The organism is Robertmurraya phoenicis, from assembly GCF_047302285.1.
GTDB lineage: Bacteria > Bacillota > Bacilli > Bacillales > Cytobacillaceae > Robertmurraya.
Window position 1 is genome coordinate 2834768 of sequence record NZ_CP154845.1, and the last position, 25127, is coordinate 2859894.

The 25127-nt window shown below is 38.4% G+C and carries 22 protein-coding genes; all 22 read right to left on the reverse strand.

The features are described from left to right. Positions 1 to 342: 342 nt before the first annotated feature. The 22 genes from dpaB to frr all read right to left on the reverse strand — a co-directional run bounded on the left by dpaB (position 343) and on the right by frr (position 25127). Positions 343 to 942 (reverse strand): dipicolinate synthase subunit B, encoded by a 600-nt coding sequence (gene dpaB, locus AA0X71_RS14175; RefSeq protein WP_413355954.1) that lies wholly within the window; start codon positions 940 to 942, stop codon positions 343 to 345. A gap of 5 nt (positions 943 to 947) precedes the next feature. Next, the gene (gene dpaA / locus AA0X71_RS14180; protein ID WP_413355955.1) at positions 948 to 1841 is read right to left on the reverse strand and encodes a dipicolinic acid synthetase subunit A; all 894 of its coding nucleotides are present in this window, start codon (positions 1839 to 1841) and stop codon (positions 948 to 950) included. Positions 1842 to 2349: 508 nt separating this feature from the next. Beyond that, positions 2350 to 2604: a YlmC/YmxH family sporulation protein gene (locus AA0X71_RS14185; protein WP_413355956.1), complete on the reverse strand. Its 255-nt coding sequence runs from the start codon at positions 2602 to 2604 to the stop codon at positions 2350 to 2352. A 189-nt stretch (positions 2605 to 2793) separates the two neighbouring features. Further along, positions 2794 to 4029, reverse strand: a complete 1236-nt coding sequence (locus tag AA0X71_RS14190; protein ID WP_413355957.1) for a M16 family metallopeptidase — start codon at positions 4027 to 4029, stop codon at positions 2794 to 2796. 108 nt (positions 4030 to 4137) lie between these two features. Continuing rightward, a complete protein-coding gene (locus AA0X71_RS14195) occupies positions 4138 to 5076 on the reverse strand; it encodes a polysaccharide deacetylase family protein (protein WP_413355958.1) in 939 nt (312 codons plus the stop codon). A 162-nt stretch (positions 5077 to 5238) separates the two neighbouring features. Next, complete coding sequence (gene pnp, locus AA0X71_RS14200) at positions 5239 to 7359, reverse strand: polyribonucleotide nucleotidyltransferase (protein ID WP_413355959.1); 2121 nt, start codon at positions 7357 to 7359, stop codon at positions 5239 to 5241. Positions 7360 to 7710: 351 nt separating this feature from the next. Next, complete coding sequence (gene rpsO, locus AA0X71_RS14205) at positions 7711 to 7980, reverse strand: 30S ribosomal protein S15 (protein ID WP_019152742.1); 270 nt, start codon at positions 7978 to 7980, stop codon at positions 7711 to 7713. Positions 7981 to 8180: 200 nt separating this feature from the next. Then, positions 8181 to 9125, reverse strand: a complete 945-nt coding sequence (gene ribF / locus AA0X71_RS14210) for a bifunctional riboflavin kinase/FAD synthetase (protein WP_413355960.1) — start codon at positions 9123 to 9125, stop codon at positions 8181 to 8183. Positions 9126 to 9170: 45 nt separating this feature from the next. After that, positions 9171 to 10082: a tRNA pseudouridine(55) synthase TruB gene (truB, locus tag AA0X71_RS14215; RefSeq protein ID WP_413355961.1), complete on the reverse strand. Its 912-nt coding sequence runs from the start codon at positions 10080 to 10082 to the stop codon at positions 9171 to 9173. A gap of 104 nt (positions 10083 to 10186) precedes the next feature. Next, on the reverse strand, positions 10187 to 10552 hold the full coding sequence (gene rbfA, locus AA0X71_RS14220) for a 30S ribosome-binding factor RbfA (protein WP_413355962.1): 366 nt from the start codon (positions 10550 to 10552) through the stop codon (positions 10187 to 10189). Between the two features lie 107 nt (positions 10553 to 10659). Then, the gene (locus AA0X71_RS14225; RefSeq protein ID WP_413355963.1) at positions 10660 to 10941 is read right to left on the reverse strand and encodes a DUF503 domain-containing protein; all 282 of its coding nucleotides are present in this window, start codon (positions 10939 to 10941) and stop codon (positions 10660 to 10662) included. Continuing rightward, positions 10941 to 13115 (reverse strand): translation initiation factor IF-2, encoded by a 2175-nt coding sequence (infB, locus tag AA0X71_RS14230; protein ID WP_413355964.1) that lies wholly within the window; start codon positions 13113 to 13115, stop codon positions 10941 to 10943. Before infB ends, AA0X71_RS14225 begins: the two co-directional genes overlap by 1 nt. Before the next feature lie 19 nt (positions 13116 to 13134). Next, positions 13135 to 13437, reverse strand: a complete 303-nt coding sequence (locus AA0X71_RS14235) for a YlxQ family RNA-binding protein (RefSeq protein WP_413355965.1) — start codon at positions 13435 to 13437, stop codon at positions 13135 to 13137. Next, positions 13437 to 13718 carry an RNase P modulator RnpM gene (rnpM, locus tag AA0X71_RS14240; protein ID WP_413355966.1) on the reverse strand — a complete coding sequence of 94 codons (282 nt, stop codon included), beginning with the start codon at positions 13716 to 13718 and terminating at the stop codon, positions 13437 to 13439. Before rnpM ends, AA0X71_RS14235 begins: the two co-directional genes overlap by 1 nt. Positions 13719 to 13735: 17 nt before the next feature. After that, on the reverse strand, positions 13736 to 14875 hold the full coding sequence (gene nusA, locus AA0X71_RS14245; RefSeq protein WP_413355967.1) for a transcription termination factor NusA: 1140 nt from the start codon (positions 14873 to 14875) through the stop codon (positions 13736 to 13738). Between the two features lie 67 nt (positions 14876 to 14942). Further along, entirely contained in the window at positions 14943 to 15413 is a 471-nt protein-coding gene (gene rimP / locus AA0X71_RS14250; RefSeq protein WP_413355968.1) for a ribosome maturation factor RimP, read from the reverse strand. Positions 15414 to 15751: 338 nt separating this feature from the next. After that, on the reverse strand, positions 15752 to 20071 hold the full coding sequence (locus AA0X71_RS14255) for a PolC-type DNA polymerase III (RefSeq protein ID WP_413355969.1): 4320 nt from the start codon (positions 20069 to 20071) through the stop codon (positions 15752 to 15754). A 145-nt stretch (positions 20072 to 20216) separates the two neighbouring features. Then, positions 20217 to 21479, reverse strand: coding sequence for an RIP metalloprotease RseP (gene rseP / locus AA0X71_RS14260; protein WP_413355970.1), 1263 nt, complete (start codon positions 21477 to 21479; stop codon positions 20217 to 20219). 14 nt (positions 21480 to 21493) lie between these two features. Continuing rightward, a complete protein-coding gene (locus AA0X71_RS14265) occupies positions 21494 to 22639 on the reverse strand; it encodes a 1-deoxy-D-xylulose-5-phosphate reductoisomerase (protein WP_413355971.1) in 1146 nt (381 codons plus the stop codon). Between the two features lie 54 nt (positions 22640 to 22693). Then, positions 22694 to 23485: a phosphatidate cytidylyltransferase gene (locus tag AA0X71_RS14270; RefSeq protein ID WP_413355972.1), complete on the reverse strand. Its 792-nt coding sequence runs from the start codon at positions 23483 to 23485 to the stop codon at positions 22694 to 22696. Positions 23486 to 23506: 21 nt separating this feature from the next. Then, on the reverse strand, positions 23507 to 24283 hold the full coding sequence (locus tag AA0X71_RS14275) for an isoprenyl transferase (RefSeq protein ID WP_413355973.1): 777 nt from the start codon (positions 24281 to 24283) through the stop codon (positions 23507 to 23509). A 286-nt stretch (positions 24284 to 24569) separates the two neighbouring features. Then, the gene (frr, locus tag AA0X71_RS14280) at positions 24570 to 25127 is read right to left on the reverse strand and encodes a ribosome recycling factor (RefSeq protein WP_413355974.1); all 558 of its coding nucleotides are present in this window, start codon (positions 25125 to 25127) and stop codon (positions 24570 to 24572) included.

Sequence of the window (25127 nt, forward strand, 5' to 3'; positions counted from 1 at the left end):
ATGAATTGTAAGCTACACGTAAATAGAAGCTAAAAATGAACCTTACCTTCTATAAAATGAATTCATTTCATAATGTAATACTATCTTACATTTTATGATTTGTCGCTTGCCATTAACAATAGACTTATTAAAATATTACATCATAATATGATCTATTTTACCATATTCATACTTTAAAGAAATAAATTTTTGTTTCATTCAGACAGAAATATCAATTCATACATAAGCGGCAACGGAGTCGAGCTTTAGCAGAACATAAAATTCTGCAAAGTCAATTCCCTCGTCACCAATTCCTTACGTGAGGGCATTCCGATTGCCGCTATACAAGTTCAAATGCTGTCGCTATTCTTCGTCCTTAAAACGTTCAACAAGCACTGGTTGAAGTTGTTCCCCATTCATTGCAGCTTCTACAGTCTCTTGTAATAATGTCATTCTTGCCACTAGTGAATTAGGTTTTTTAATTGGGTCATCTTGACCATACGGTATAAAGTAAATATTTTTTGTCGCCATCAATCTCATCAAATTAACTCCATTCAATCCAAGAGCGTCATTTGTTGAAATTCCTAAAACGACTGGCTTTCGATTCCTTAAAGTAGCTTTTGCCGCCATCAATACTGGAGAATCGGTCATGGCATTAGCAAATTTGCTCAGCGAATTTCCTGTTAATGGTGCTATCACCATGCAATCCAATGGAATTTTTGGGCCAAGAGGCTCAGCTTTCACGATCGAATCGATCACTTTGTTACCAGTTAAGTCCTCAATACGTTGTACCCAATCTTCCCCTTTTCCAAAACGCGTATTTGTATTTTTAACGGTATGAGTAACGACGGGTAGTACTTCTGCACCAGCATTAACGAGCTTTTCTATTTCCGGAAAAACAGCATCGTACGTACAATGCGAGCCCGTTAACCCAAAACCGATTCTTTTACCATTTACACTCATGCTCTTTACCCCTTTCGTGATTGTAAATCCTCTTTTAACACTCTTGAAAGAACGTTCGCCAATATTTGCCCTGCGCTTCTCGGTGCTACTATGCCTGGCAAACTAGGTGCAAGTAGTGCTTTAATCCCTCTTTTTTCCGCATAACGAAAATCGGTTCCTCCAGGCTTTGAAGCTAAATCAATAACCAGTGTGTGTGGAGGCATTTTCGAAATGACCGATGCTGTCACGACCATGTAAGGAATTGTATTTATACAAATATCAACGTCTTTGACATGTTCTTCGAGATTTTTCAACTGAAAAGGAGTGAGCGACATTTCTGTAATACGCGCAATATGCTCTGTTTTTCTTGCCCCCACCTTCACATGGGCACCTAAAGCATCAAAGGTTCTCGCCACAGTCATCCCTACTCTACCAAGTCCAAGTACGAGAACGTTTGAACCGTGAATCGTAAAGTCTGTATGTTGAATGGCCATCATGATCGTACCTTCAACCGTTGGGATCGAGTTATAGATAGCGACGTCATCCCTTTGAAAAAGCTGAACAAGGCGGCGATCCGCTTTTTTCGTGATTCCGCTTAAATAGGAATTGGTGATTCCTGAATAAACTGTGCAATGTGATGGTGTCTCCAGTAATATCTCTTTTGACAAATATACCTTTTCATTAGAAAAGATCGTATCAACCTGACCATCTAAACTTGTTCCAGCTACCGGTAGAATTATGGCATCAATATTAGAAAAATCAACTTCGTCCATCTTCTCCTTAACTGCTCCAGTAAACGCATGATCAAGCTGTTCGAAGCCTATTAGTGAGAGTTTTGCATCAAGCTCAGTTAATCTACGGATAATCTCTAGCTGTCTTGCGTCTCCACCGATGACTGCTAAATGCAATCCTGTCAGCATAAAACATTCACCTTCTTTTCCCTGAAATCCTAAGGCAGGAATATAGTTTCTAAATGAAATTACCTTTTCTAAAAAATATCGACTACTTCAACATCTTATGTAAAAATGGGATGATCGGTGAGTTATCCGACTAAATCTCTTCTGAATTTAGACATTTAACTGGTGAAATGCCTTATTAGTAAAAATCACTTTTTCCAAATTGATTTTGTCCTCCTCACCAATCTCTTCGGTGCTCTTTATTTCGATGAGTCTTTTTAATCAACTAATCCGCACTGCGCACGATAAGAAATAAGACTTTCAAGCTCCCCTCTTACAGAACGGCCGAGTTTACTTTCTGAATTAGGAATTCCGGAACTTTTGAGCACAATTCCGGAAAAATAAAATTAATTCCGGAACTTTGAGCCTTAATTCCGGAACTTTTCCACTTTTTCCGGAACTTCGTATAATAATTCCTTAAAACATAAGAAAGGGCTGACGTGAAAAAGTCGTGTTACCCGACTTTTTCACGTCAGCCCTCATCCAAATCATCACCTGGTACATCAATGATAATCATATCTGTGCCGATTTTCTTAATATGGCGCCATGGTACTCGAACTTCTCCTCCTTGCCGTTTAAACCCAAACCACTTTAATGATGGAATTAGCAATGCTCTTATTTGCCCACTATTCTCATCAATCTCTAAATCCGTCTGTCCTAACACCCCTAACCGCTCTGCTTTCTTTACGTCGACAATTTCTTTGCCGCTTAATTCACTTAGTCTCAAGACTTCCCCTCCCATTTTCCAACGCTCTCCTTATATATGTATCAACAGTAGCTTGATTTTAGAATAGGCTCGACCAAAAATTTATGGAATTGCAGGTTATTTCGAATTAATAGCGGGGGATTTAGGTGTTTATTGCGGATTTGCCAAATTCCATTAAAAAACAACCTGCCGACAGCAGGTTGTTCATCTTTATAAATTCTTCGGAAGTTCTCCCTCTGGACTAATAAGAGAAACGGAAAATGCATTTGTGAAAATCGTATTGGCTAACTTGTCTACGCCCTCTTTAGAGACCTCATCAATCTCCTGTATAATTTCATCAAGGGTGCGATGACGTTTTAATACAAGTTCATTTTTTCCATTACGGCTCATACGACTATTCGTACTTTCTAAGCTTAGCATTAAGCTTCCTTTCAGCTGCTCTTTACAGTTGTTCAATTCTTTATCTGTAATTCCCTCTGCCTTCAGGTTTGCAAGTGTTTCTTGGATTGTATCAAATAACACATCCAATTGCTTCGCACCTGTTCCTCCATAAATGGTTACAATACCACTATCATGGAAAGATGAGTGATAAGAGAAGACAGAATATGCCAGGCCTTTACGTTCACGAACATCTTGAAATAATCGTGAACTCATGCTTCCACCGAGAACATTGTTTAAAACAATCAAATTGTATATATCCTCATGTCCTACCTGTAATCCCTCAAATCCAATACATAAATGTGCCTGTTCAGTCTCTTTTTTGCGGGACATATGATTCAAATGGAACATCGGTTTTGCCTCAGGCTGCTCTTGCTTGCCACCTTCATAGCTACCAAAGTGTTTTTCAACGTCAGAAATAAAGTCGTCAGAAATATTTCCAGCAATGGAGATGACAACATTTTCAGGAGTATATGTATAATGCATGTATTCTTTCAATGTCTCTCCTGTAAATGATGCTAACGTCTCTTCTGTTCCTAAGATAGGATAACCTAATGGATGATTTTCATATACGGCTTTGCTTAGTAAATCATGAACAATGTCGTCAGGTGTATCTTCATACATTTTTATTTCTTCGTAGACTACATTCTTTTCTTTTTTAAGCTCTTCTTCATCAAAAGTTGAATGGAAGAACATATCCGCAAGGACATCAAGGGCAAAATTCGCATGATTGTCTAGCACTTTAGCATAGTAGCAAGTGTATTCCTTTGATGTAAAGGCATTGACCTGACCGCCAATACTATCAAATGATTCAGCGATTTCACGAGCAGTTCTTGTCTTCGTTCCTTTAAAAAACATATGCTCAAGAAAATGGGAAATTCCGTTATTTTCCGGATTCTCATTACGTGAACCAGTTCCAATCCAAACTCCAATTGCAACTGAACGAACAGTAGGTATATTTTCTAGTACGATTCTTACTCCATTTTGACAAGTATATCTCTTAATCACGCAAATTCCTCCTGTTTGAAAACATGATGCTAATACATATCTCCATCGTTTCTTATTTATTAGCTTGTCTATTTATTCCCTCTTTTATCCAATTCAACATTGGAATGGTTATCTCTCTTCGCTTAACAGCTCCGAAACCGTATTGATTTCTAAATCCTTACCCTTAATTTCTTTGATTAATTGATCAAGAGCTTTTGCAGTTGAATCGGTCGGATGCATTAAGACCATTGCTCCATTATGGATCTTACTGATTACCCGATTGATCAGAACTTCAGGTGCAGGCTTTTGCCAATCGATTGTATCGACACTCCATAAGACGGTCCCCATATTTACTTCAGCGGCAATTTTCACCACTTCGTCACGGAAACTTCCACTTGGAGGTGCAAGCCACATTGGTACCTTTTCCGTCGTTGCTTTAATGACATCATTCGTCTTTTGGATTTCCTGTCTAATCATCCCTGCCGATATTCTTTTCATATCAGGATGAGTGTAAGAATGGTTCCCCACCTCATGACCAGCAGAAGAAATCATTTTAGCAAGGTCTGGATGATTTTTTACCCATCTTCCTTCTAAAAAGAAGGTGGCGTGAACATTATGCTCTTTCAAGGTCGCAAGGATGGGGGCAAGATATTCATTGCCCCAAGCCACATTAATGATGAAACTGACCATCGGTTTTTCCGGATTTCCTTTATAAATGGGATTAGGAGCGAGATCCTTGAGATGGACCTTCGGCTCAACTTGCGCGAACACAAGTTTTTCCTTTTTAAATATCCCATCGTTCTTCATTTTTTCAAAGGAAGCATCAACATCAACCTTTAAACCATTTATCCCAGGAATTGCCTTCCAGACGGGATCAATTTTTGCATCTATAGGAGCAACTTCATATTCTTTCGCCTTTGAGCGAATCTCATCGTATAAAGGATCAACCTTTTTACTAACAAAAGTACTATCTCCCTTTAATTTAACTAAATATTGATCAGTGAATGAGTTATTGACAATAAGAGTCCCGAGTAAAACAATCATAGCAATAAATACCAGCTTTTTCATCCCATAAGCCTCCTTCCTTACAAATTATGAGAAGGAAGGACAAGGTAGAACTAGCAGTTCTCACTTACTCTAGACAATTTAACCACAATAAAAAGCCAGGGCTTCCCCTGACTTTTCAAGTAAGCATAGGAGCACTTGTGTCTATACTCGTGAGTGAAACACTTACTTCTGTGCTTGTTCCTTTTGCTCTCGTTGCTCTTTTAGAACAGCTTTTCTGGATAAGTTGACACGACCTTGTTTATCAATTTCCGTTACCTTTACAAGTACTTCATCGCCAATTGATAATACGTCCTCTACTTTGCCAACACGCTCTTCTGCTAATTCTGAAATATGAACTAAGCCATCCTTACCGTTAAAGATTTCAACAAATGCACCAAATTTTTCAATTCGTTTAACTTTTCCTAAGTACATTTGGCCAACTTCCACTTCACGTACGATGTCTTCTATAATTTTTTTCGCTTTTTGATTCATTTCCTCATTGGTAGATGAAATGAATACTGTGCCATCTTGTTCAATATCAATCTTAACATTTGTTTCTTCAATAATTTTGTTGATTTGCTTACCACTTGGCCCAATAACATCGCGGATCTTATCTGGATTAATGTGCATTGTTAAGATTTTTGGTGCATATTGAGAAAGTTGGTTATTTGGCTCGGAAATCGTAGCAAGCATTGATTCAAGAATTTGCATACGACCTTTTTTCGCTTGTTGCAGTGCTTCTTCCAAAATTTCACGAGACAATCCTTCAATTTTGATATCCATTTGAAGAGCGGTTACCCCTTTAGAGGTACCTGCAACTTTAAAATCCATATCTCCTAGATGGTCTTCCATCCCTTGAATATCGGTTAAAACAGTATAATGTTCTCCAGATTTTACAAGTCCCATTGCAATCCCAGCAACAGGTGCCTTAATTGGTACACCAGCGTCCATCATGGCTAATGTACTTGCACAAATACTTGCCTGAGAAGTTGAACCGTTTGATTCTAATACTTCAGAAACGAGACGGATTGTATATGGGAAATCACTTTCAGATGGGATAATCGGCTCAAGAGCACGCTCACCAAGGGCACCATGTCCAATTTCACGACGACCTGGTCCTCTAATTGGTCCTGTTTCCCCGACACTGAAGCTTGGGAAGTTATAATGATGCATGAAGCGTTTTTCTTCTTCGATTCCTAAACCGTCTAAAATCTGAACATCCCCTAATGCACCAAGCGTACAAATACTTAATGCTTGCGTTTGTCCACGAGTAAATAATCCAGAACCATGCGTACGAGGAAGAAGTCCTACTTCAGAAGATAATGGACGAATTTCATCAGGATTTCGACCATCAGGACGTACTTTTTCTTCAGTAATTAAACGGCGTACTTCACCTTTTACAAGTTTGTCTAGAATTTGCTTCACTTGCTTCAGGTCATCAGCATCCGCTTCTTGCTCTTCATATTTTGCAATTACTCTATCTTTAACTGCCTTAATGGCATCTTCACGTGCATGCTTTTCCTGTACTTGAATGGCTTCGATCATTTCTTTTTCACAAGCTTCACGAATTTCTGCTTCTAATTGTTCGTCCACATTGAAAAGGATGACTTCCGTTTTCTCCTTGCCAACCTTTGCGACAATTTCTTCTTGAAAGGCAATTAAACGTTTGATTTCTTCATGACCAAACATGATTGCTTCAAGCATTGTTTCTTCTGGTACTTCATCGGCACCAGCTTCAACCATATTAATGGCATCTTTTGTACCTGCAACAACTAAATGGATATCACTCTTTTCCATTTGTTCTACATTTGGATTGATGACAAAGTTACCATCGATTCGTCCTATCGTAACTCCCGCAATAGGTCCCTCAAATGGAATATCTGAAATCGATAAAGCAAGAGAAGAGCCAAACATCGCAGCCATTTCAGATGAGCAATCTTGATCAACGCTCATCACAATGCTGATCACTTGGACTTCATTTCTAAAACCATCTGCAAACAAAGGACGAATTGGACGATCGATCAAGCGGCTCGCCAATATCGCTTTTTCACTTGGACGACCTTCACGCTTAATAAAACCACCTGGAATTTTCCCGACCGCATATAATCTTTCCTCATAATTGACTGTCAACGGAAAGAAATCAAGCTTTTTCGGTTCTTTTGAAGCAGTTGCATTACTTAATACAGCAGTATCTCCATATCGGATTAGTGCTGAGCCATTAGCTTGTTTTGCTAATTGTCCGATTTCAACGGTTAGTGGCCGGCCAGCCCACTCTATGGAAAAGATTTGCTTTTCTTGTCCCATTCTTTTAAAAACCCCTCTCTTACTAACACTCCTGGGAGATTTAGCTTATTCATTAGTTCTACTTTATTCATCAATAATATATTCTATCTTAAACTTCATCTCATTACTCTTGAAAGCATGAAAATGACGGTAAGTATACATTTGTTGTGTGAATTATTTAGCATATATGATTCCATAGTATTTCAAAAAAGGCGCTCTCCGCTTTATTCTATCCAGCTCCGAGTGCAATTCACTTTTCTTATATTATGTACATCTTTTTATGGACTTAAAATACGAGTTTATGTATTATTTTTCCAGTTATTTATGCTAACAAAAAAGCGGGAAGAATCCCGCTTTTGTTAACATCAGTTCTTATCGACGTAAACCAAGTCTGTTGATTAACTCACGGTAACGTTGAACGTCTTTGTTACGAAGATAAGTTAATAGGTTACGACGTCTACCTACCATTTTCAAAAGACCGCGACGTGAGTGGTGATCTTTCTTATGAGTACGTAAGTGACCATTTAAATTGTTGATCTCTTCTGTAAGGACAGCGATTTGAACTTCTGGTGAACCAGTATCGTTCTCGTGTGTTTTGAACTCATTGATAAGTTCATTCTTACGTTCTTTTGTGATTGCCATCCGTTTCACCTCCTAAATAGTTAATCCCCGAATGCTTCAGCAAGCGTCGGTGACTCGACTTGCCAAGCAAAGGTTCATTATTGATATGTGAGTCCATCCATATTTACATACGAAATGAATTCACGTTAATTAGAATACTACTTTTTGTGACAAAAAGCAAGTGTAAACAATATATTTCGCATACTTCACACAACGTATATTTATATATTACGAAAATAATCGAGCGTACTCAACTTGTCTTTTTCAATTTGTTGTACAAGCTCCTCGATCCCATTGAATTTCTTTTCTGCTCTGATTCTCTTATGCCATTCAATCACGACTTCATAACCATAAATATCCTGTTCAAAATCAAAAATATGAACTTCAACAGACGGCTTCGGAGCCTGAGTTTCGTTGAAGGTTGGCTTATAGCCAATATTACAAACTCCTTCGTACCACGTACCAGCAACAAGAATCTTCACTGCGTAAACACCGGTGGGTGGAATAAAAAACGAGTCATTGACATCTGTATTCGCTGTTGGGAACCCGATCGTTCTTCCTCTTTTATCACCATCAATGACAATTCCACTCGTTGAATAAAAGCGGCCCAACAAGTCCGGCAACCTTTCCATATTCCCTTCTCGTATATGTTTACGGATCAAGGTCGAACTTATTTTTTCAGTTCCATTCGTAAGTTTTGGAACGGTTGTAAAATCAAATTTACCACGCGAATGGAACTGAATTGTCTCCATTGTTCCCTTACCCATTCTGCCGTAACTATAATCAAAACCAGCTACGACATGAATCACATTTAAACCAATGACATATTGATCAACAAATTCCTGTGGAAGAAGATTTGCGAATTCACTTGTAAAGTGAACAACAAACAAATAATCAACGTTAAGTTGCTCTATTAATCTTGCCTTCTCTTTTAGCGGAGTGATATACTCCACATGCTGTACATCTCGACGTAAAACGACTGATGGATGAGGATCAAAAGTCATGACACCAACCTTGCAATTTTTCTCCTTCGCCATTTCCGATGCCGTACCTATCACTTTTTGGTGCCCTAAATGAACACCATCAAAAAAACCTAATGCCATCGTCATTGGCATAAATTGTTCGGGTTTGAATTCATGAGGATGATGAATATGAATAACTTCCACTTAGTTTCCCACCTATTTCTTATCAACAGAAAATTCTCGCATCGTCTATATTTTTAATACTTTCTTCGGCTTCATTATACCTTCTTTATGAGGGTGTGCCTCATAAATAGCCAATGCTAATCCATCTCCATCTTCCACGACAATCGGTCCTTTCTCATTTAGAAAGGCTTCTGGAATTGGAAGGACAGCACCGTTTTTTACTTTCTCACCTAATTTATCATTTATTTGATATTTCGGCAAATAATATAATGCCGCTTCAATCGGTCTCAGCACCTCATCCATACTGCCCTTCTCCACTAATTCTTCCACATCTGAAAAAGTAAGGCAATCTTCTAAAGAAAAGCTTGCAGACTTGATACGAGTTAACTGTGACATATGTGCTGGATATCCAAGCATTTCTCCAATCATGACAGCAAGCGTGCGAATATATGTCCCTTTACTACACGAAACTTGAAAGCGAAAGCGAATGACATCTCCTTCAAATTGCTCTCTTTCGTCAAGTAGTTCGATTGAATATATGGTTACCTTTCTTGATGGCCGTTCTACTTCCAGACCTTGCCTCGCGTACTCATATAATCTCTTTCCATTAACTTTTACTGCTGAAAACATAGGGGGAGTTTGTGTAATTTCACCCGATAGATTGGCTAGGACAGATAGAATTTCATCTCTAGAATAAGATTTTTTTTCTAAGTTTTCCTCTACGATATCTCCACCCGCATCCTCTGTCGTTGTTGAAAAACCAACTGTCACTTCTCCTACATACGTTTTCCCTGCACCCGTTATGTACTCAGCTACCTTTGTTGCACGCCCTATGCAAATCGGTAAAACACCATCCACCTCTGGATCTAATGTTCCAGTATGTCCAATTCTTTTCATCCGCAAAATTTTCCGCAGCTTGAAGACACAATCATGGGATGTCATTCCTTTCGGTTTATACAGCGGCAATATTCCTTCCATTCCTCGACCTCCGTGTTTGATTCATTAGAAAAGGGATAGACATTCCCGTCTATCCCTCCACCAACTTTTAAAAGCCTTCCATCTAATATTGGAAAAGCACTATCCTATTCTTCATGATCCTTTTCTTGACTTTCTGCTTGAAGCTTATAAAGAAGGGAATCAATGCGATTACCGTAATCAATCGACTCATCAAATTCGAAAAGGATTTCAGGCGTTTTTCTCAAGCGAATTCTTTGACCAATTTCTGAACGGATAAATCCTTTTGCCTTTGCTAGACCCTTTAATGTATTTTCTTTTTGTTCATCATCTCCGAGAACGGAAATGAACACCTTTGCCTGTTGGAGGTCTCCAGTAACCTGGACATCTGTAACAGTCACAAAACCAATACGTGGATCCTTGATTTTCCGTCCGATAATCTCACCGAGTTCTTTCTTCATTTGTTCTCCAACACGATTCGATCTAAGGCTCATTCTTGTCACCTCTAGTCATATAAAAAGTACAAGCGCTCTGTGCACATTCCTTCTACAAGGATCGAGAAGGAATGCAGACACAAAACGCTGAAAATATCTATTCTGGCCTAAAGCCATTCAATATTTGTAATCGTTCTTTCGATTTCTGGAAAAGAATCGATAAACTGTAGCGCGTTTTGCAGTTCCATTTCAGTTGAAACTTGAGAAGAAGATACGACAACCATAGCAATTTTCGTTCGTTGCCACACATCTTGAAATTCAACCTCAGATGCAGACAAATTAAACTTTTGCTTTAACCTCACAAGTATTCTTTGCAAGACTGCTCTCTTCTCCTTCAGTGAATGAGCATCATAAATGATACATTCACAAACTGCAAGACCTACTATCATTAACGTTCCACTTCTTCCATAATATATGCTTCAATGACGTCTCCTTCTTTCACATCATTAAAGTTTTTAATCGTGATTCCGCACTCATAACCTTGAGCAACTTCTTTCACGTCGTCCTTAAATCTTCTTAACGCATCGACTTCACCTTCGAATATGACGATGCCATCACGAATGAGACGAACACCACTATGGCGAGTAATTTTACCATCTGTCACATAGGAACCTGCAATCGTTCCAACTTTTGAAACTTTGAATGTTTGACGAACTTCTGCCTGACCGATAATTTTTTCTTGGAATTCTGGATCAAGCATCCCTTTCATCGCAGCTTCAATTTCTTCAATCGCTTTATAAATAATTCTATGAAGACGAATGTCCACTTCTTCAGATTCAGCCGCACGCTTGGCATTATTATCAGGACGAACGTTAAAACCAATCACAATTGCGTTAGAAGCAGCGGCAAGTGTAATATCTGACTCGTTAATTGCCCCTACGCCTGTATGAATGATTTTCACATTTACACCTTCAACATCTAACTTTTGGAAAGCTGCTGCTACAGCTTCTACAGAACCTTGCACGTCTGCCTTGACAATGATATTGAGGTCTTTCATTTCACCTTGCTTTAAGTGATCAAAAAGATTATCTAAGCTAATACGTGTCTTTTCACTTCTTTGCGCTTGAATCGCTTGAGTAGCACGAGCCTCTCCAACTTGACGAGCTGTTTTTTCATCTTCGAAAACAACGAAGCGATCACCAGCTTGAGGAACATCATTTAAGCCCGTAATTTCTACTGGTGTTGATGGACCAGCTTCTTTCACACGACGGCCTAAATCATTGACCATCGCACGAACACGACCAAATGTATTTCCAACAACAATCGGATCCCCAACTCTTAATGTTCCGTCTTGAACAAGTAATGTTGCAACTGAGCCGCGACCTTTATCTAATTGAGCTTCGATTACGGTTCCAATCGCTTTTCTGTTAGGGTTTGCTTTATATTCCTCAACTTCACCCACAAGAAGAATCATTTCTAAAAGTGAATCAATACCTTCACCAGTTAAAGCAGACAGTGGAACGAAAATCGTCTCTCCTCCCCATGCTTCAGGGATTAAACCATGTTCCGTTAATTCTTGCATAACTCGATCCGGGTTCGCTGCTTCTTTATCGATTTTGTTGACTGCGACAATGATTGGTACTTCCGCAGCCTTAGCGTGGTTAATCGCCTCAACTGTCTGTGGCATTACTCCATCATCTGCGGCAACAACTAGGATCGTAATATCCGTAATTTTAGCACCACGTGCACGCATTGTCGTGAAAGCGGCGTGTCCAGGAGTATCTAAGAATGTGATCTTTTTCCCATTCTCTTCAACTTGGTAAGCGCCAATATGCTGGGTAATCCCACCTGCTTCACCTGCTGTCACTTTTGTGTGACGGATCGAATCAAGGAGTGTCGTTTTCCCGTGGTCAACGTGTCCCATAATCGTTACTACAGAAGGGCGCTCCACTTGTTCAGCAGCATCATCTTCCGTGAAGTACACTTCTAAATCTGTTGCATCAATTTTCACTTCTTCTTCAACCTCAACACCATACTCAGACGCAATCAATTCAATCGCATCCTTATCTAGGTCTTGGTTAATAGTAGCCATGACGCCAAGTAAGAATAACTTCTTAATGATTTCAGAAGGCTCACGATGTAATTTCTTCGCTAGCTCAGCAACTGTTAATGATTCACTAAAAGTAATTTTTGCAGGAAGTTCCTTCTCTTTCTTTTTCTGCGGCTGTGCTTGAACTTGAGGTTGATTTTTCCCTTTGTTCTTTTGATTCTTATTTTTGTTTTTATGATTGCCTTGGTTACTATTATTGTTCTTGAAACCTTTATTATCTTTTGGTTGTGCTTTCGGTGCAGTCTTCACCTTCACATGAGATGATCCAGTATTCCGATCGTCATCCTCAGCTGCAGCTTTTTGCTGTGATGCATTTGTTTTTTGTTGCACCTTTTCTGCCTGAGGCTGTTTTTCCTCTTTATTGTAAAGACGATCAAGCTTCTGGATTGTATCCCCTTCAATTGTTGTCATATGATTAGAAACCTCTATGTTCATTTCTTTTAGTTTAGTGATAACGTCTTTACTTGAAATATTATGCTTTTTTGCATATTCATAAACTCGTATTTTACTCATATTTTCACCCCCGCAAGTATTAATCGAGCACTTGTTTCAGCTTATTGGCAAACCCTGCATCTAAAACAGCCACAACTACGCGGGCTTCCTTCCCAATTGATTGACCGAGCACACTACGGTTCTCAACAATTTTATATGGAATTGAAAAGGATTTGCATTTATCCGTCACTTTTTTCGCGGTATTGGCGGATGCATCCGCAGAGAGTAACACAAGCTTTGCCTTGCCACTTCTTATTTCCTTAACGACAAGCTCTTCCCCTGAAATGATTTTCCGCGCTCGATTGGCTAGGCCTAGCAATGACATCCATTGATTTGGTTTCATTAGGATAGTCGTTTCTCCTTCTCTACTAACTCAAGCAGTTCATCATAAATAGAATCATTTATTTCAACTTCTAAATGATTTTTTAATGTGTTTTTCTTTTTGGCTAAAAGAATGGCTTCCTTATCTTTTGAAAGGTAAGCTCCTCGACCGTTTTTCTTTCCTGTTAGATCGATGGATACTTCACCCTCTTTGGAGCGGACGATGCGAACAAGTTCTTTTTTAGGTCTCATTTCACCAGTCGCCACACATTTTCGCAAAGGAACTTTTTTTCTACTGTTCATCCATCTTTCACCTCTTTTTACTCACGTGTATCCTCAAAGCTCAAACTTAAATCAGTATCAAGTTCTTGCTCATCTTCATCATCAAATGTGAGGATCCCTTCATCACGTGGGAAAATTCCAGCTTCTCTCGCATCTGTTTCAGACTTTATATCAATTTTCCAACCTGTTAGCTTTGCAGCCAGACGAGCATTTTGTCCTCTTTTACCAATCGCAAGTGAAAGCTGATAGTCAGGAACAACGACTGTTGTTGCCTTCTCATCTTCATTAACGATCACATCAAGTACCTTTGAAGGACTTAAAGCATTAGCCACAAAAACAACTGGATCATTGGACCATTTTACGATATCGATTTTTTCACCTTTTAGTTCATTGACAACCGCTTGTACTCGAGAACCTTTTGGTCCTACACATGAGCCAACGGGATCAACCTCAGTGTTTTCAGAGTGAACAGAAATTTTTGAACGATCTCCTGCTTCCCTTGAAACCGACTTAATTTCAACCGTTCCATCATATATTTCAGGAACTTCAATTTCAAAAAGGCGCTTTAGTAAACCAGGATGTGTTCTTGAAACATAAATTTGAGGTCCTTTAGTCGTTTTTTCTACTTTTGTAATAAACACTTTTATGCGATCATGCGGTCGATATCTTTCATTTGGCATTTGTTCATTAGCAGGTAAGATTGCCTCTATTTTCCCTAGGCTTACATAAATAAACTTAGAGTCTACACGCTGCACAATCCCAGTCATAATATCTTCTTCACGGTCAATGAATTCAGAATAGATAATTCCCCGTTCTGCTTCTCTTACCCTTTGCGTAACAACCTGCTTAGCCGTTTGGGCAGCAATACGACCGAAGTCTTTTGGTGTAACTTCGAGTTCCACCACATCTTCAATTTGATAATTAGGATTGATTCTTTTTGCATCTTCTAATGAAATTTCAAGACGGGGATCAAATACTTCCTCAACCACATCTTTTCTTGCAAAAACTTTCATCGTTCCAGCACCTAAATTCAAATCGATGCGTACATTTTGAGCCTGATTAAAGTTTCGACGATAAGCAGATACTAACGCCGCTTCAATTGCTTCAATAATTACCTCTCTTGAAATACCTTTTTCTTTTTCCAGCAAGTCAAGAGCATCTAGCAATTCACTGCTCATTTGATTATATCCCCCTTTAAACTCTAACAAATAATAAATTCATTTTTTTAAAATGAAAGTAGTCAACTTAAGAAAAAGTAACAGCTAACCGTGCATTTGCAATTTTATCCTTAGGGATCTCGACTAGTTTCTTTCTAGTCTTAATCGTTATTTCTAACGAAAGCTTATCACTAGAATAGTCTGTTAACTTCCCTTCAAAGGTCTTCTCACCATCAATCGGTTCGTATGTTTTCACAAAGACATTATGGCCAATCGCTCGCTCATAATCCTTTTCCTTTTTGAGCGGTCGTTCTGCCCCTGGAGATGAAACCTCAAGGAAATAGTTGTAAGGAATCGGATCAATTTCGTCTAGTTTTTCGCTAAGTCTTTCGCTCACTAGTCCACATTCCTCTATATCAACACCACCGTCTTTATCAATGAAAACACGGAGGAACCAATCTTTCCCTTCCTTCACATATTCAATATCAACTAATTCAAGATTGAGGTCATCTAAAATGGGACTCACAATGTCTTCAACCACTTCAATTACCTTACTCATATGTTCCCTCCTAACTCTATCTGTCCTAAACTAGAATCAATTTCCCCTTTTAACGATGGTTAAATCAATTCACCTAGTAATGTTAAACTTCCCATTGCTATGTAGAAAGACATTTAAGATAAATCCAGTTCATCTAGTCCGCTTACTTTGTTCTCGCAAGCGGCATAAATTTTATACCTAAACAAACAAGAAAGAGCGGGGGAGCCCCACTCTTGTAAACGAGAGTTATCGATAGTATTTCCAATAAAACTATACCATAACCAATATTTTTATGCAAACGATAGTGTTCATTTTACTTGACAAATCAAGTTTTAGTTCTAGTGATTTTTTTCGTATATTTAGAACAAGGACAACTGATTTTGATCAGGCATTCCTGTTAAGCATCCGTGATTATCTAAATACTCCATTATCGTTTTAGAAACCTTCCCTCTCTGCTGCAGGTCTTCTTTTGATAAAAATTCTCCATCTTCACGAGCATTAACAATATTAATGGCCGCATTTGTTCCTAGTCCAGGAATCGAATTAAAAGGTGGAATTAATGAATTTCCATCAATGATAAATTCAGATGCGCTTGAACGATATAAATCAACTTTTTTGAAGGTAAATCCCCGTTCATTCATTTCCAATGCTAGCTCCAATACAGTCAACAGATTTTTCTCTTTTGTCGATGCTTCTAAACCTTTTGCATTGATTTCTTCAATTATTGTACGAATTGCTTGAGATCCTTTCACCATTGCATCAATATCGAAATCCTCTGCTCTAACCGTAAAATAGGCCGCATAATAATACAATGGATGATGAACCTTGAAATAGGCAATACGTACAGCCATCAACACATAGGCAGCCGCATGGGCCTTCGGGAACATATACTTGATCTTTTTACAAGAATCAATATACCATTCTGGAACCTCGTTCCTGCGCATTTCTTCTTCCATTTCATCTGTTAGTCCTTTTCCTTTACGAACAGATTCCATGATTTTAAATGCAAAGGATGGCTCTAATCCCTGATAAATAAGATAGACCATAATATCGTCACGACAACCGATTACTTCACTTAGCGTACAAATATTATTGTGGATTAATTCTTGGGCATTTCCGAGCCATACATCTGTTCCATGGGATAACCCAGAGATTTGCACAAGTTCAGAGAAAGTAGTGGGTTTCGTATCTTCTAGCATTTGACGAACAAATCGAGTACCGAATTCAGGAATTCCAAGTGTCCCTGTTTTACACATAATTTGTTCTTCTGTCACGCCAAGAGCTTCTGGTCCACTAAAGATCTTCATAACCTCTTTGTCATCTGTTGGAATGGTCTTTGGATCAATTCCACTTAAGTCTTGAAGCATACGAATAACCGTCGGATCATCATGTCCCAGAATATCAAGCTTTAAAACATTATCATGAATCGAGTGGAAATCAAAATGAGTCGTCTTCCATTCAGAGTTTCGGTCATCAGCTGGAAACTGGATCGGAGTGAAATCATAAATATCCATATAATCTGGAACAACAATGATTCCCCCTGGATGCTGACCAGTCGTCCTTTTAACTCCTGTACACCCCGTTGCTAGTCTTTCAATTTCAGCGCCACGGAGTTGCAGATTATTATCCTGCTGATAGGCTTTCACATAACCGAATGCCGTTTTATCTGCAACTGTACCAATTGTCCCTGCACGATAAACATACTCTTCCCCAAACAATACTTTCGTATAGTTATGGGCCTGTGGTTGATATTCACCTGAGAAGTTCAAATCGATATCAGGTACCTTGTCCCCCTTAAAGCCAAGGAAGGTTTCAAATGGAATATCATGACCGTCCTTTACATATTTTTCCCCACAACTTGGACAATCTTTATCTGGTAAGTCAAAACCAGAACCAACTGAACCATCATTAAAGAATTCAGAATGCTTACAGCTTGGACATACATAATGTGGTGGTAATGGATTAACTTCCGTAATTTCAGTCATGGTCGCGACTAATGATGATCCTACTGAACCACGGGAACCTACTAGATAGCCGTCATCAAGCGATTTCTTTACGAGCTTATGAGAAATCAAATAGATAACCGCAAATCCGTGACCGATGATACTTTTTAATTCTTTTTCTAACCGTGCTTCAACAATTTCGGGGAGCTCTTCCCCATAAATGTCTTTCGCACGCTGATAGCTCATCGAACGAATCTCTTCATCTGCACCTTCAATTTTCGGTGTATATAAGTCATCTTTAATTGGCTTAATGACATCAATCATATCAGCAATTTTATTCGAATTGGTGACGACAAGCTCTTTTGCCTTTTCTTTTCCTAAAAAGGAGAATGCGTCAAGCATTTCATTTGTCGTTCTAAAGTGCACATCTGGAAGCTGATGCCTATTTAAAGGATTCGCTCCCCCTTGAGAGTTCACCAATATTTTACGATAAATCTTGTCATTCGGATTTAAGTAATGAACATTCCCTGTTGCGACGACTGGAATTTCTAACTTTTCCCCAAGTTTCACAAGATTTTTAATAATATCTTCTAATTTGTTCTCATCCTGCACTAGCTCTAACTCCAACAAATGAGCATAAACTTCTTTCGGATGAACTTCAATATAGTCATAAAAACGGGCTGTTTCTTCTACCTCTTCAGCCGCTTTTTGCATCATGCCTTCAAATACTTCACCTTTATCACAACCAGAACCTACTAGAATGCCCTCACGATACTTCTGGAGTACAGAGCGAGGAATCCGTGGAACACGGTAGAAATATTCAATATGAGCGATCGAAATAATCTTGAAAAGATTTTTCAAGCCAGCTTCCGTTTGTGCTAACAGGGTACAGTGATAAGGACGTGCCCTTTGATAAGCATTTCCCTTCCCCATATTATCATTAAGCTCATCATGATACGTAATTCCTTTTTCAAGAGCTTCTTTAAGCATGATTAATAATAAATATCCTGTTGCTTCCGCGTCATAAATAGCACGGTGGTGCTGGGTTAACTCAACATTGAATTTTTTCGCCAACGTATTTAAGCGATGATTTTTCATCTCCGGATGGAGAAAACGGGCTAATTCTAACGTATCAATAACAGGATTTTGCGCTTTATCCAAACCGCTTTTTTTATAGCCAACGTTAAGGAAGCCCATATCAAATGATGCATTATGAGCTACAAGTACCGCATCATCCGCCCATTTATGGAAATCTCTTAAAACTTCCTCCACCTCAGGAGCATCCTTCACCATTTCATCTGTAATTCCTGTTAAATTGATCGTTGTCGCAGACAATGGATGGTGGGGATTAGCAAAGGCTTCAAAGCGGTCGATAATATCTCCATCCTTAATTTTAACAGCAGCAAGCTCAATGATTGTATCATAGACCGCTGACAAACCAGTTGTCTCAACATCAAACACTACATATGTGTCTTCAGATAGAAGTCGATGGGCGTCATTATAGGCGATTGGTACTCCGTCATCAACTAGGTTCGCTTCAATCCCGTAGAGAATTTTAATATCATTCTTTTTCCCGGCACTGTATGCTTCTGGAAAAGATTGCGCTCCAGCATGGTCCGTAATCGCAATCGCTTTATGACCCCATTTTTTCGCTTGGGCAACAAGACTTGCGACTGAACTTACCGCATCCATTTGACTCATTGGAGTGTGAAGGTGGAGTTCAACCCTTTTTTCACCTTCTTTTGCTGTATCCTTTCTTTCAACAGGCTTGATTTCATTAATGTCATTTCCAATCATCACTAAATCACGAACAAAGGTATCATTTTGAATGCTTCCTCGCACTTTTACCCACATACCTTTTTGCACACGTTCAAAAAGGGCTGCATCTTCTTTATCACGGGAAAACATTTTAATCATGATTGAGCTCGTATAATCCGTAACTTTGAACGTCAATAACGTACGTCCACTACGTAATTCTCTCGTTTCTGCAGCGAAAATATAACCTTCTATCGCAATACGTCTTTCTTCATCGACGATATCAATTAACTTCCGGAAATCTGCATCATCTTTAATCGTTAAACCGATCGTTAATGGACCAGATGGAAGTTCAACACCAGCTTCTTTTTCAGCTTCTTGTTTTTCCATTTCCATCAGAGCTTGTAATCCACGCTCTTGATCCTCTTTTTTCTTCGCTTCTAAAAATTGTTCATACTGTTCGTTTGATGTTTGTTCATTTATTTCTGTATCTATCGTAAGGACAGGGAAGCCCAACTGTTGATATGCCCCCTGAATCATTTCCGTATATTTTTTCTTAATGGTTAATCCTTCTAGATCGTTGTTTACTTTAACGAGCAATTTATTTCCGACAACATTTGGTGTTTGTTCGTTCAGTAATTTCAGCAATGGAGGAGCAATTCCCTCCAGTTGGCGAACACATGAATTCCAGTATTCAACGATTGACTGCTCTGATATTTGCTCATTTCGAACCTTGATGGAATGATATACAGAAGCAATATGGGAGAATGATTTCTCTAGCTGAGAGGTAAATTTATGATATACGTTGTATGGTAAGATATTTTCAAATATGAAATGAAAATGCCATTTTCTTTCTTGTCTTTCAACAATCACTTTTTCAATTTCAGCATGTTCAAAATGAGTAACGATTTGATCATCCGTTAATTGTAATTGTTGGAGCAAGTGTTGGAATGCTTCTCTTTTATCTGATGCACTGCTCATCCACTCTCTCTCCTCTCTCTTACAAAATCTTTCTTTCAAAAACTTTACGAACATCATTATAACATAAACACATTGTTCTTCCTCTTAAAAATATATTTTTATTAACGTGAAATGGCTACCTCTAAGAGATAGCCATTGTCATTTTTTATAGGAAAAATCTTTGGATGTCGTTCCAGGTTACGACGAGCATGAGGAGCATTAATAAAGCGAAACCGATAAAGTGGACCATTCCTTCTTTTTGACGGTCTACCGGCTTTCCTCTTAATCCTTCGACAGCAAAAAACATTAATCTACCACCGTCTAAAGCAGGAATTGGGAGAAGGTTCATAATCCCTAAGTTAATGCTTAATACCCCAGCCCACTTCATTAAATATAGAATACCCGATTTTGCAACCGTATCCGTTGAAACGTAAATTCCGACAGGACCAGATAAGGCATCGATCGAAAATTGACCGGTTATCAACTTACCGAGCATAGAGAAAATCTCCTTTGTCCAAACGTAGACCTCTTTAGCTCCATAAGTAATCGATTTAAGTGGGGATTTCTCCATCGGACTATATACCCCAATGATTCCTATTGTTTCCCCGTCTTCAACCTCTTGAACTTTTGGCGTAACAGATATTGTCATATCCTGCCCATCTCTTTCCAAGACGAAATCCAATTCCTTTCCAGGGTTCTTCTGGATGATTTCCACGACATCTTCCCATGTGGAAATTTCTGCACCATCTACTGAATGAACAATATCCCCTTCTTTAAGTCCCGCTTCTAAAGCAGCACCATCAGGAGTCAATTTTCCAAGCATTGGTTCATGTGTGGGCATTCCTTGGATTAAAGCAATAATAACAAAGACAACAAAAGCTAACACAAAGTTCATCATCGGACCTGCAAAAATAGCCATCGTTCTTTGTCCTAGTGTTTTCGATGCAAATTGACAATCGAACGGAGCGATTAATGTTTCTTTACCATTTTCAACGAAAGTTGCCTTCCGGCTTATTCGGAAAGTTTGTAAGCTCTCATCATCGCCTTCTTCGTATCCTTTTATGATTAAGTCATGCTCAACGTCAGCATACTCTACCTCAATCACACGAATATCAGGGTATTTTTCCTTATTATTAAGTACAATTTTAGATACTTCATCTTTTTTATCAAACAATAGACCAACACGGTATCCTGGCTTAATTTCCACCATTTCTGGGTCTTCCCCAGCCATGCGCACATAACCACCAATGGGCAGTAGACGAATTGTGTATACCGTATCATTCTTTGTAAATGAAAGGAGCTTTGGTCCCATCCCAATCGCAAACTCACGACAGAGAATTCCTGCTCTTTTTGCAAAGATTAAATGTCCTAATTCATGAAAAAATACTAACGCCCCGAAAATAATAATAAAGGCTATAACTGTACTCAAAATATAACCACCTTTTATTTTAGAAGTGAGTAAACATATGCTCTTGTTTCCTGATCAACTTCTTGAATAAGGGAAAGATCTGGATTCATTATAGCGTCATGAGCAGTTAAAGATTTTTCTATAAGCTCCTCTATCTGAAGAAAAGTGATTTTTCCATTTAGAAAAGCATCAACAGCTGCTTCATTCGCTGCATTTAATACAGTTGGGAGAGTTCCACCTATTCTCCCTGCATCAAATGCAAACCCGAGGCATCTGAATCTTTCAAAATCCATTTGTTTAAAATGCAAGCGACCAACTTCCGCTAAATTGAGTCTACTTGCTGTGCTTAAAGGGAATCTGTCTGGATATGTTAATGCATATTGGATCGGAACCCTCATATCCGGGGTTCCCAATTGAGCAATGACACTACTGTCGTGGAATTCAACCATGGAATGAATAATACTCTCTTTATGGAGCAATACATCAATTTTTTCATAAGGAATATCAAATAACCAATGGGCTTCAATGACCTCTAAACCTTTGTTCATCATCGTTGCAGAATCAATCGTAATCTTTGCGCCCATTGACCAATTCGGGTGGTTTAACGCTTCTGCAACAGTCACATTTTGTAATTCTTCCCTGCTCTTATCTCTGAAACTTCCTCCTGAAGCCGTTAAGATTAACTTCTCAATATTTTTTTCTTTTTCACCTTGTAATGCTTGAAAAATGGCAGAATGCTCACTGTCTACCGGTAAGATCGGAACACCTTTATCCTTTGCTGCTTTCATGACAAGATGTCCAGCTGTCACTAATGTTTCTTTATTGGCAATGCAAATCGTTTTTCCAGCATCAATCGCTTCAAGTGTTGGATATAATCCTACACTACCAATAACCGCATTGACAAGGATCGTAGACTTCAGATATGTAGCTGCCTCTACTAAGCCCTCATGACCATATGTAAATTTCACATGTGGAAACTCTAGCTTTAAACTAGCGACCTCTTCTTTACTCGCAACAGAAACCAATTCAGGTTTATATTCTGCGATAATTTTCCTAGCAAGTGGGATATTTCGCCCTACTGTCATTGCGACTAATTCGAACTCATTTGAATGTTCTTTAATTATATCTAAAGTTTGTGTTCCTATTGAACCAGTTGCACCTAATAAACTAATATATTTCAACGAATTCACTCCTGATCATAAAAGCACTTCCATTTTGCGAAAAAAACCTTCCATTTAAATCAAATGAAAGAAATATAATAGTGGCCAAACGAATAATAAACTGTCAAAGCGGTCTAGAATGCCTCCATGACCTGGAAGTAGTCTTCCGGAATCCTTCACATGATAATGGCGCTTCAACGCCGACTCGACTAAATCACCAACTTGACCGAATATAGATAGGAAGATCGTGATAATTCCTAATTTCAGAAAAGATGAATCTATATCAGAAAAAATACCAAATAAGATAGAAACGACTACTGCACAGATAATACCACCTAAAAAGCCTTCAACTGTTTTGTTTGGGCTAATTTCTGGCCATAGCTTTCTTTTCCCAATCTTGCGACCTATAAAATACGCACCTGAATCTGTTGCCCAAATAATAAAGAGGGAATAGAAAATATAAATCAATCCACCAGTTTCTCTTGTTTCGATAAAATATAAAAATCCCATGCCAATATAAATGATTGACATAATCGAAAAAGCAACATCATCAAAAGTAAATTTATTTTTAGTAGCGACCGTGTATGTTAAAAATAATAGAATCGCAAGTAAGGCAACCTCTACTTTTGAATATTTAAGTGCAATTAAAATATCCTGTAATTGATCGGGTAATAGAAAAATCCATAACACGATTAACGAAATAATGCCTGGAACTGAAAATAGCTTCAAGTTCCGCATCTTTAGTAATTCATATAGTGCGATTGATGCTAATAAATATGCTAGTAAAATAAGTGGTACCCCACCTATAATCACAATCGGAAGAAAGATTGCTGCTGCGATTATTGCTGTAATAATTCTTTGCTTCATCTAATATATTCAACACCTTTGTTATACTCCACCAAATCGTCGTTGTCGATTTTGGTATGCTTTTACAGCCTCAATGAAATGCTGTTCACTAAAATCAGGCCATAGCACATCTGTAAACCAAAACTCTGTGTAGGCAAGTTGCCATAGCATGAAATTGCTTAAGCGAATTTCCCCGCTTGTTCTAATCAGTAAATCTGGATCATTAAGCTTGTTCGTCATTAAATAGGAAGAAAAGGCTTCTTCATCAAACATATCTTCCTTTATTATACCACTTTTATAATCTTCTAAGACACGCTTTACGGCATCAACAATTTCACTTCTACTCCCGTAATTAAGAGCAAAGTTTAAGACAAGCCCATTATTATCTTTCGTTTTTTTCATCGCATGCTCAATTGCACCGAGCGTATGAGGTGGTAAACTTTCTTTATACCCCATCATTTCGACACGAACATTTTCTTCAACAAGCTCTGGAAGAAAGGTACCGAGAAATTCTTCAGGAAGCTTCATTAAATAGTCAACTTCCATTTTCGGACGTTTCCAATTTTCAGTTGAAAAGGCATATAAGGTGAGAGTTTTGACTCCAAGCTCATTTGCTAGCTTCGTAATCTTTTTTACAACCTTCATTCCTTCATGATGTCCTGCAATTCTAGGTAAAGCCCTTTTTTTTGCCCATCTTCCATTTCCATCCATGATAATGGCCACATGTTCTGGAATAGGTTGCTTCATAAGATATTCTATTTGTTCCCGGAGAATGGGAGAGTTTTTGTTTTTTTTCCATGACTTCAATTTATCTAACATGATTGTCGCTCCTCTAAAGAGGGGTCATTTTTTCTCCGATGCTACTTTGTTCTATTATATTCCACTTCATTTTTAGAGAAAAAACAAGCCTTCCATTCAATATTCCACTTTTTTCCCGTAACTGCCTCTATCATATCAAAAAATAAGTGAGATATCTCTATAAAAAGTATGTACGAGCAAGAGAAATTAAGACTATAAAAAAAACTTTTATATCTACCTAAGATCGTAAATGATTTCCTAAAATAAAAACCCCCTATAACTAGAGGGTCTAAATGAAGAACTATAATTATACTTCCAAAATTTCTTTTTCTTTATCCTTCGTCAAACTATCGACTTTTGCGATATATTCGTCTGTTAACTTTTGAATATCATCTGCATAACCACGTTGAGCGTCTTCTGTAATTTCGCCATTTTTTTCAAGCTTCTTTAAATCATCATTTCCGTCACGACGAATATTACGAATCGCTATCTTCGCTTCTTCAGCTTCTTTCTTAACCACCTTCACAAGCTCTTTACGACGTTCCTCTGTTAATTGTGGAATTGAAAGACGAATAATATTTCCGTCATTTGTTGGTGTAAGACCAAGGTCTGATTTTAGAATTGCTTTTTCAATTTCTCCTAAAATCGTTTTGTCATACGGCTGAATCACTAAAAGGCGGGCTTCAGGAACAGAAACACCAGCTACTTGATTAATCGGAGTTGGCGCACCGTAATACTCTACTGTGATTCGATCGAGCAATGAAGCATTCGCTCTCCCTGCTCGAATACTAGCAAGTTCACGTGTATATGATTGAACGGCTTTCGTCATTCGATCTTTTACATTTGCAATAACTTGTTTTGGCAT

Bases quoted from the DNA above. Each gene is read 5' to 3' on its own strand.
- dpaB (WP_413355954.1), bottom strand. From the start codon at position 942: ATGAGTGTAAATGGTAAAAGAATCGGTTTTGGGTTAACGGGCTCGCAT.
- dpaA (WP_413355955.1), bottom strand. From the start codon at position 1,841: ATGCTGACAGGATTGCATTTAGCAGTCATCGGTGGAGACGCAAGACAG.
- AA0X71_RS14195 (WP_413355958.1), bottom strand. From the start codon at position 5,076: ATGAAAAAGCTGGTATTTATTGCTATGATTGTTTTACTCGGGACTCTT.
- pnp (WP_413355959.1), bottom strand. From the start codon at position 7,359: ATGGGACAAGAAAAGCAAATCTTTTCCATAGAGTGGGCTGGCCGGCCA.
- rpsO (WP_019152742.1), bottom strand. From the start codon at position 7,980: ATGGCAATCACAAAAGAACGTAAGAATGAACTTATCAATGAGTTCAAA.
- truB (WP_413355961.1), bottom strand. From the start codon at position 10,082: ATGGAAGGAATATTGCCGCTGTATAAACCGAAAGGAATGACATCCCAT.
- rbfA (WP_413355962.1), bottom strand. From the start codon at position 10,552: ATGAGCCTTAGATCGAATCGTGTTGGAGAACAAATGAAGAAAGAACTC.
- AA0X71_RS14225 (WP_413355963.1), bottom strand. From the start codon at position 10,941: ATGATAGTAGGTCTTGCAGTTTGTGAATGTATCATTTATGATGCTCAT.
- infB (WP_413355964.1), bottom strand. From the start codon at position 13,115: ATGAGTAAAATACGAGTTTATGAATATGCAAAAAAGCATAATATTTCA.
- AA0X71_RS14235 (WP_413355965.1), bottom strand. From the start codon at position 13,437: ATGAAACCAAATCAATGGATGTCATTGCTAGGCCTAGCCAATCGAGCG.
- rnpM (WP_413355966.1), bottom strand. From the start codon at position 13,718: ATGAACAGTAGAAAAAAAGTTCCTTTGCGAAAATGTGTGGCGACTGGT.
- nusA (WP_413355967.1), bottom strand. From the start codon at position 14,875: ATGAGCAGTGAATTGCTAGATGCTCTTGACTTGCTGGAAAAAGAAAAA.
- rimP (WP_413355968.1), bottom strand. From the start codon at position 15,413: ATGAGTAAGGTAATTGAAGTGGTTGAAGACATTGTGAGTCCCATTTTA.
- AA0X71_RS14255 (WP_413355969.1), bottom strand. From the start codon at position 20,071: ATGAGCAGTGCATCAGATAAAAGAGAAGCATTCCAACACTTGCTCCAA.
- AA0X71_RS14270 (WP_413355972.1), bottom strand. From the start codon at position 23,485: ATGAAGCAAAGAATTATTACAGCAATAATCGCAGCAGCAATCTTTCTT.
- AA0X71_RS14275 (WP_413355973.1), bottom strand. From the start codon at position 24,283: ATGTTAGATAAATTGAAGTCATGGAAAAAAAACAAAAACTCTCCCATT.
- frr (WP_413355974.1), bottom strand. From the start codon at position 25,127: ATGCCAAAACAAGTTATTGCAAATGTAAAAGATCGAATGACGAAAGCC.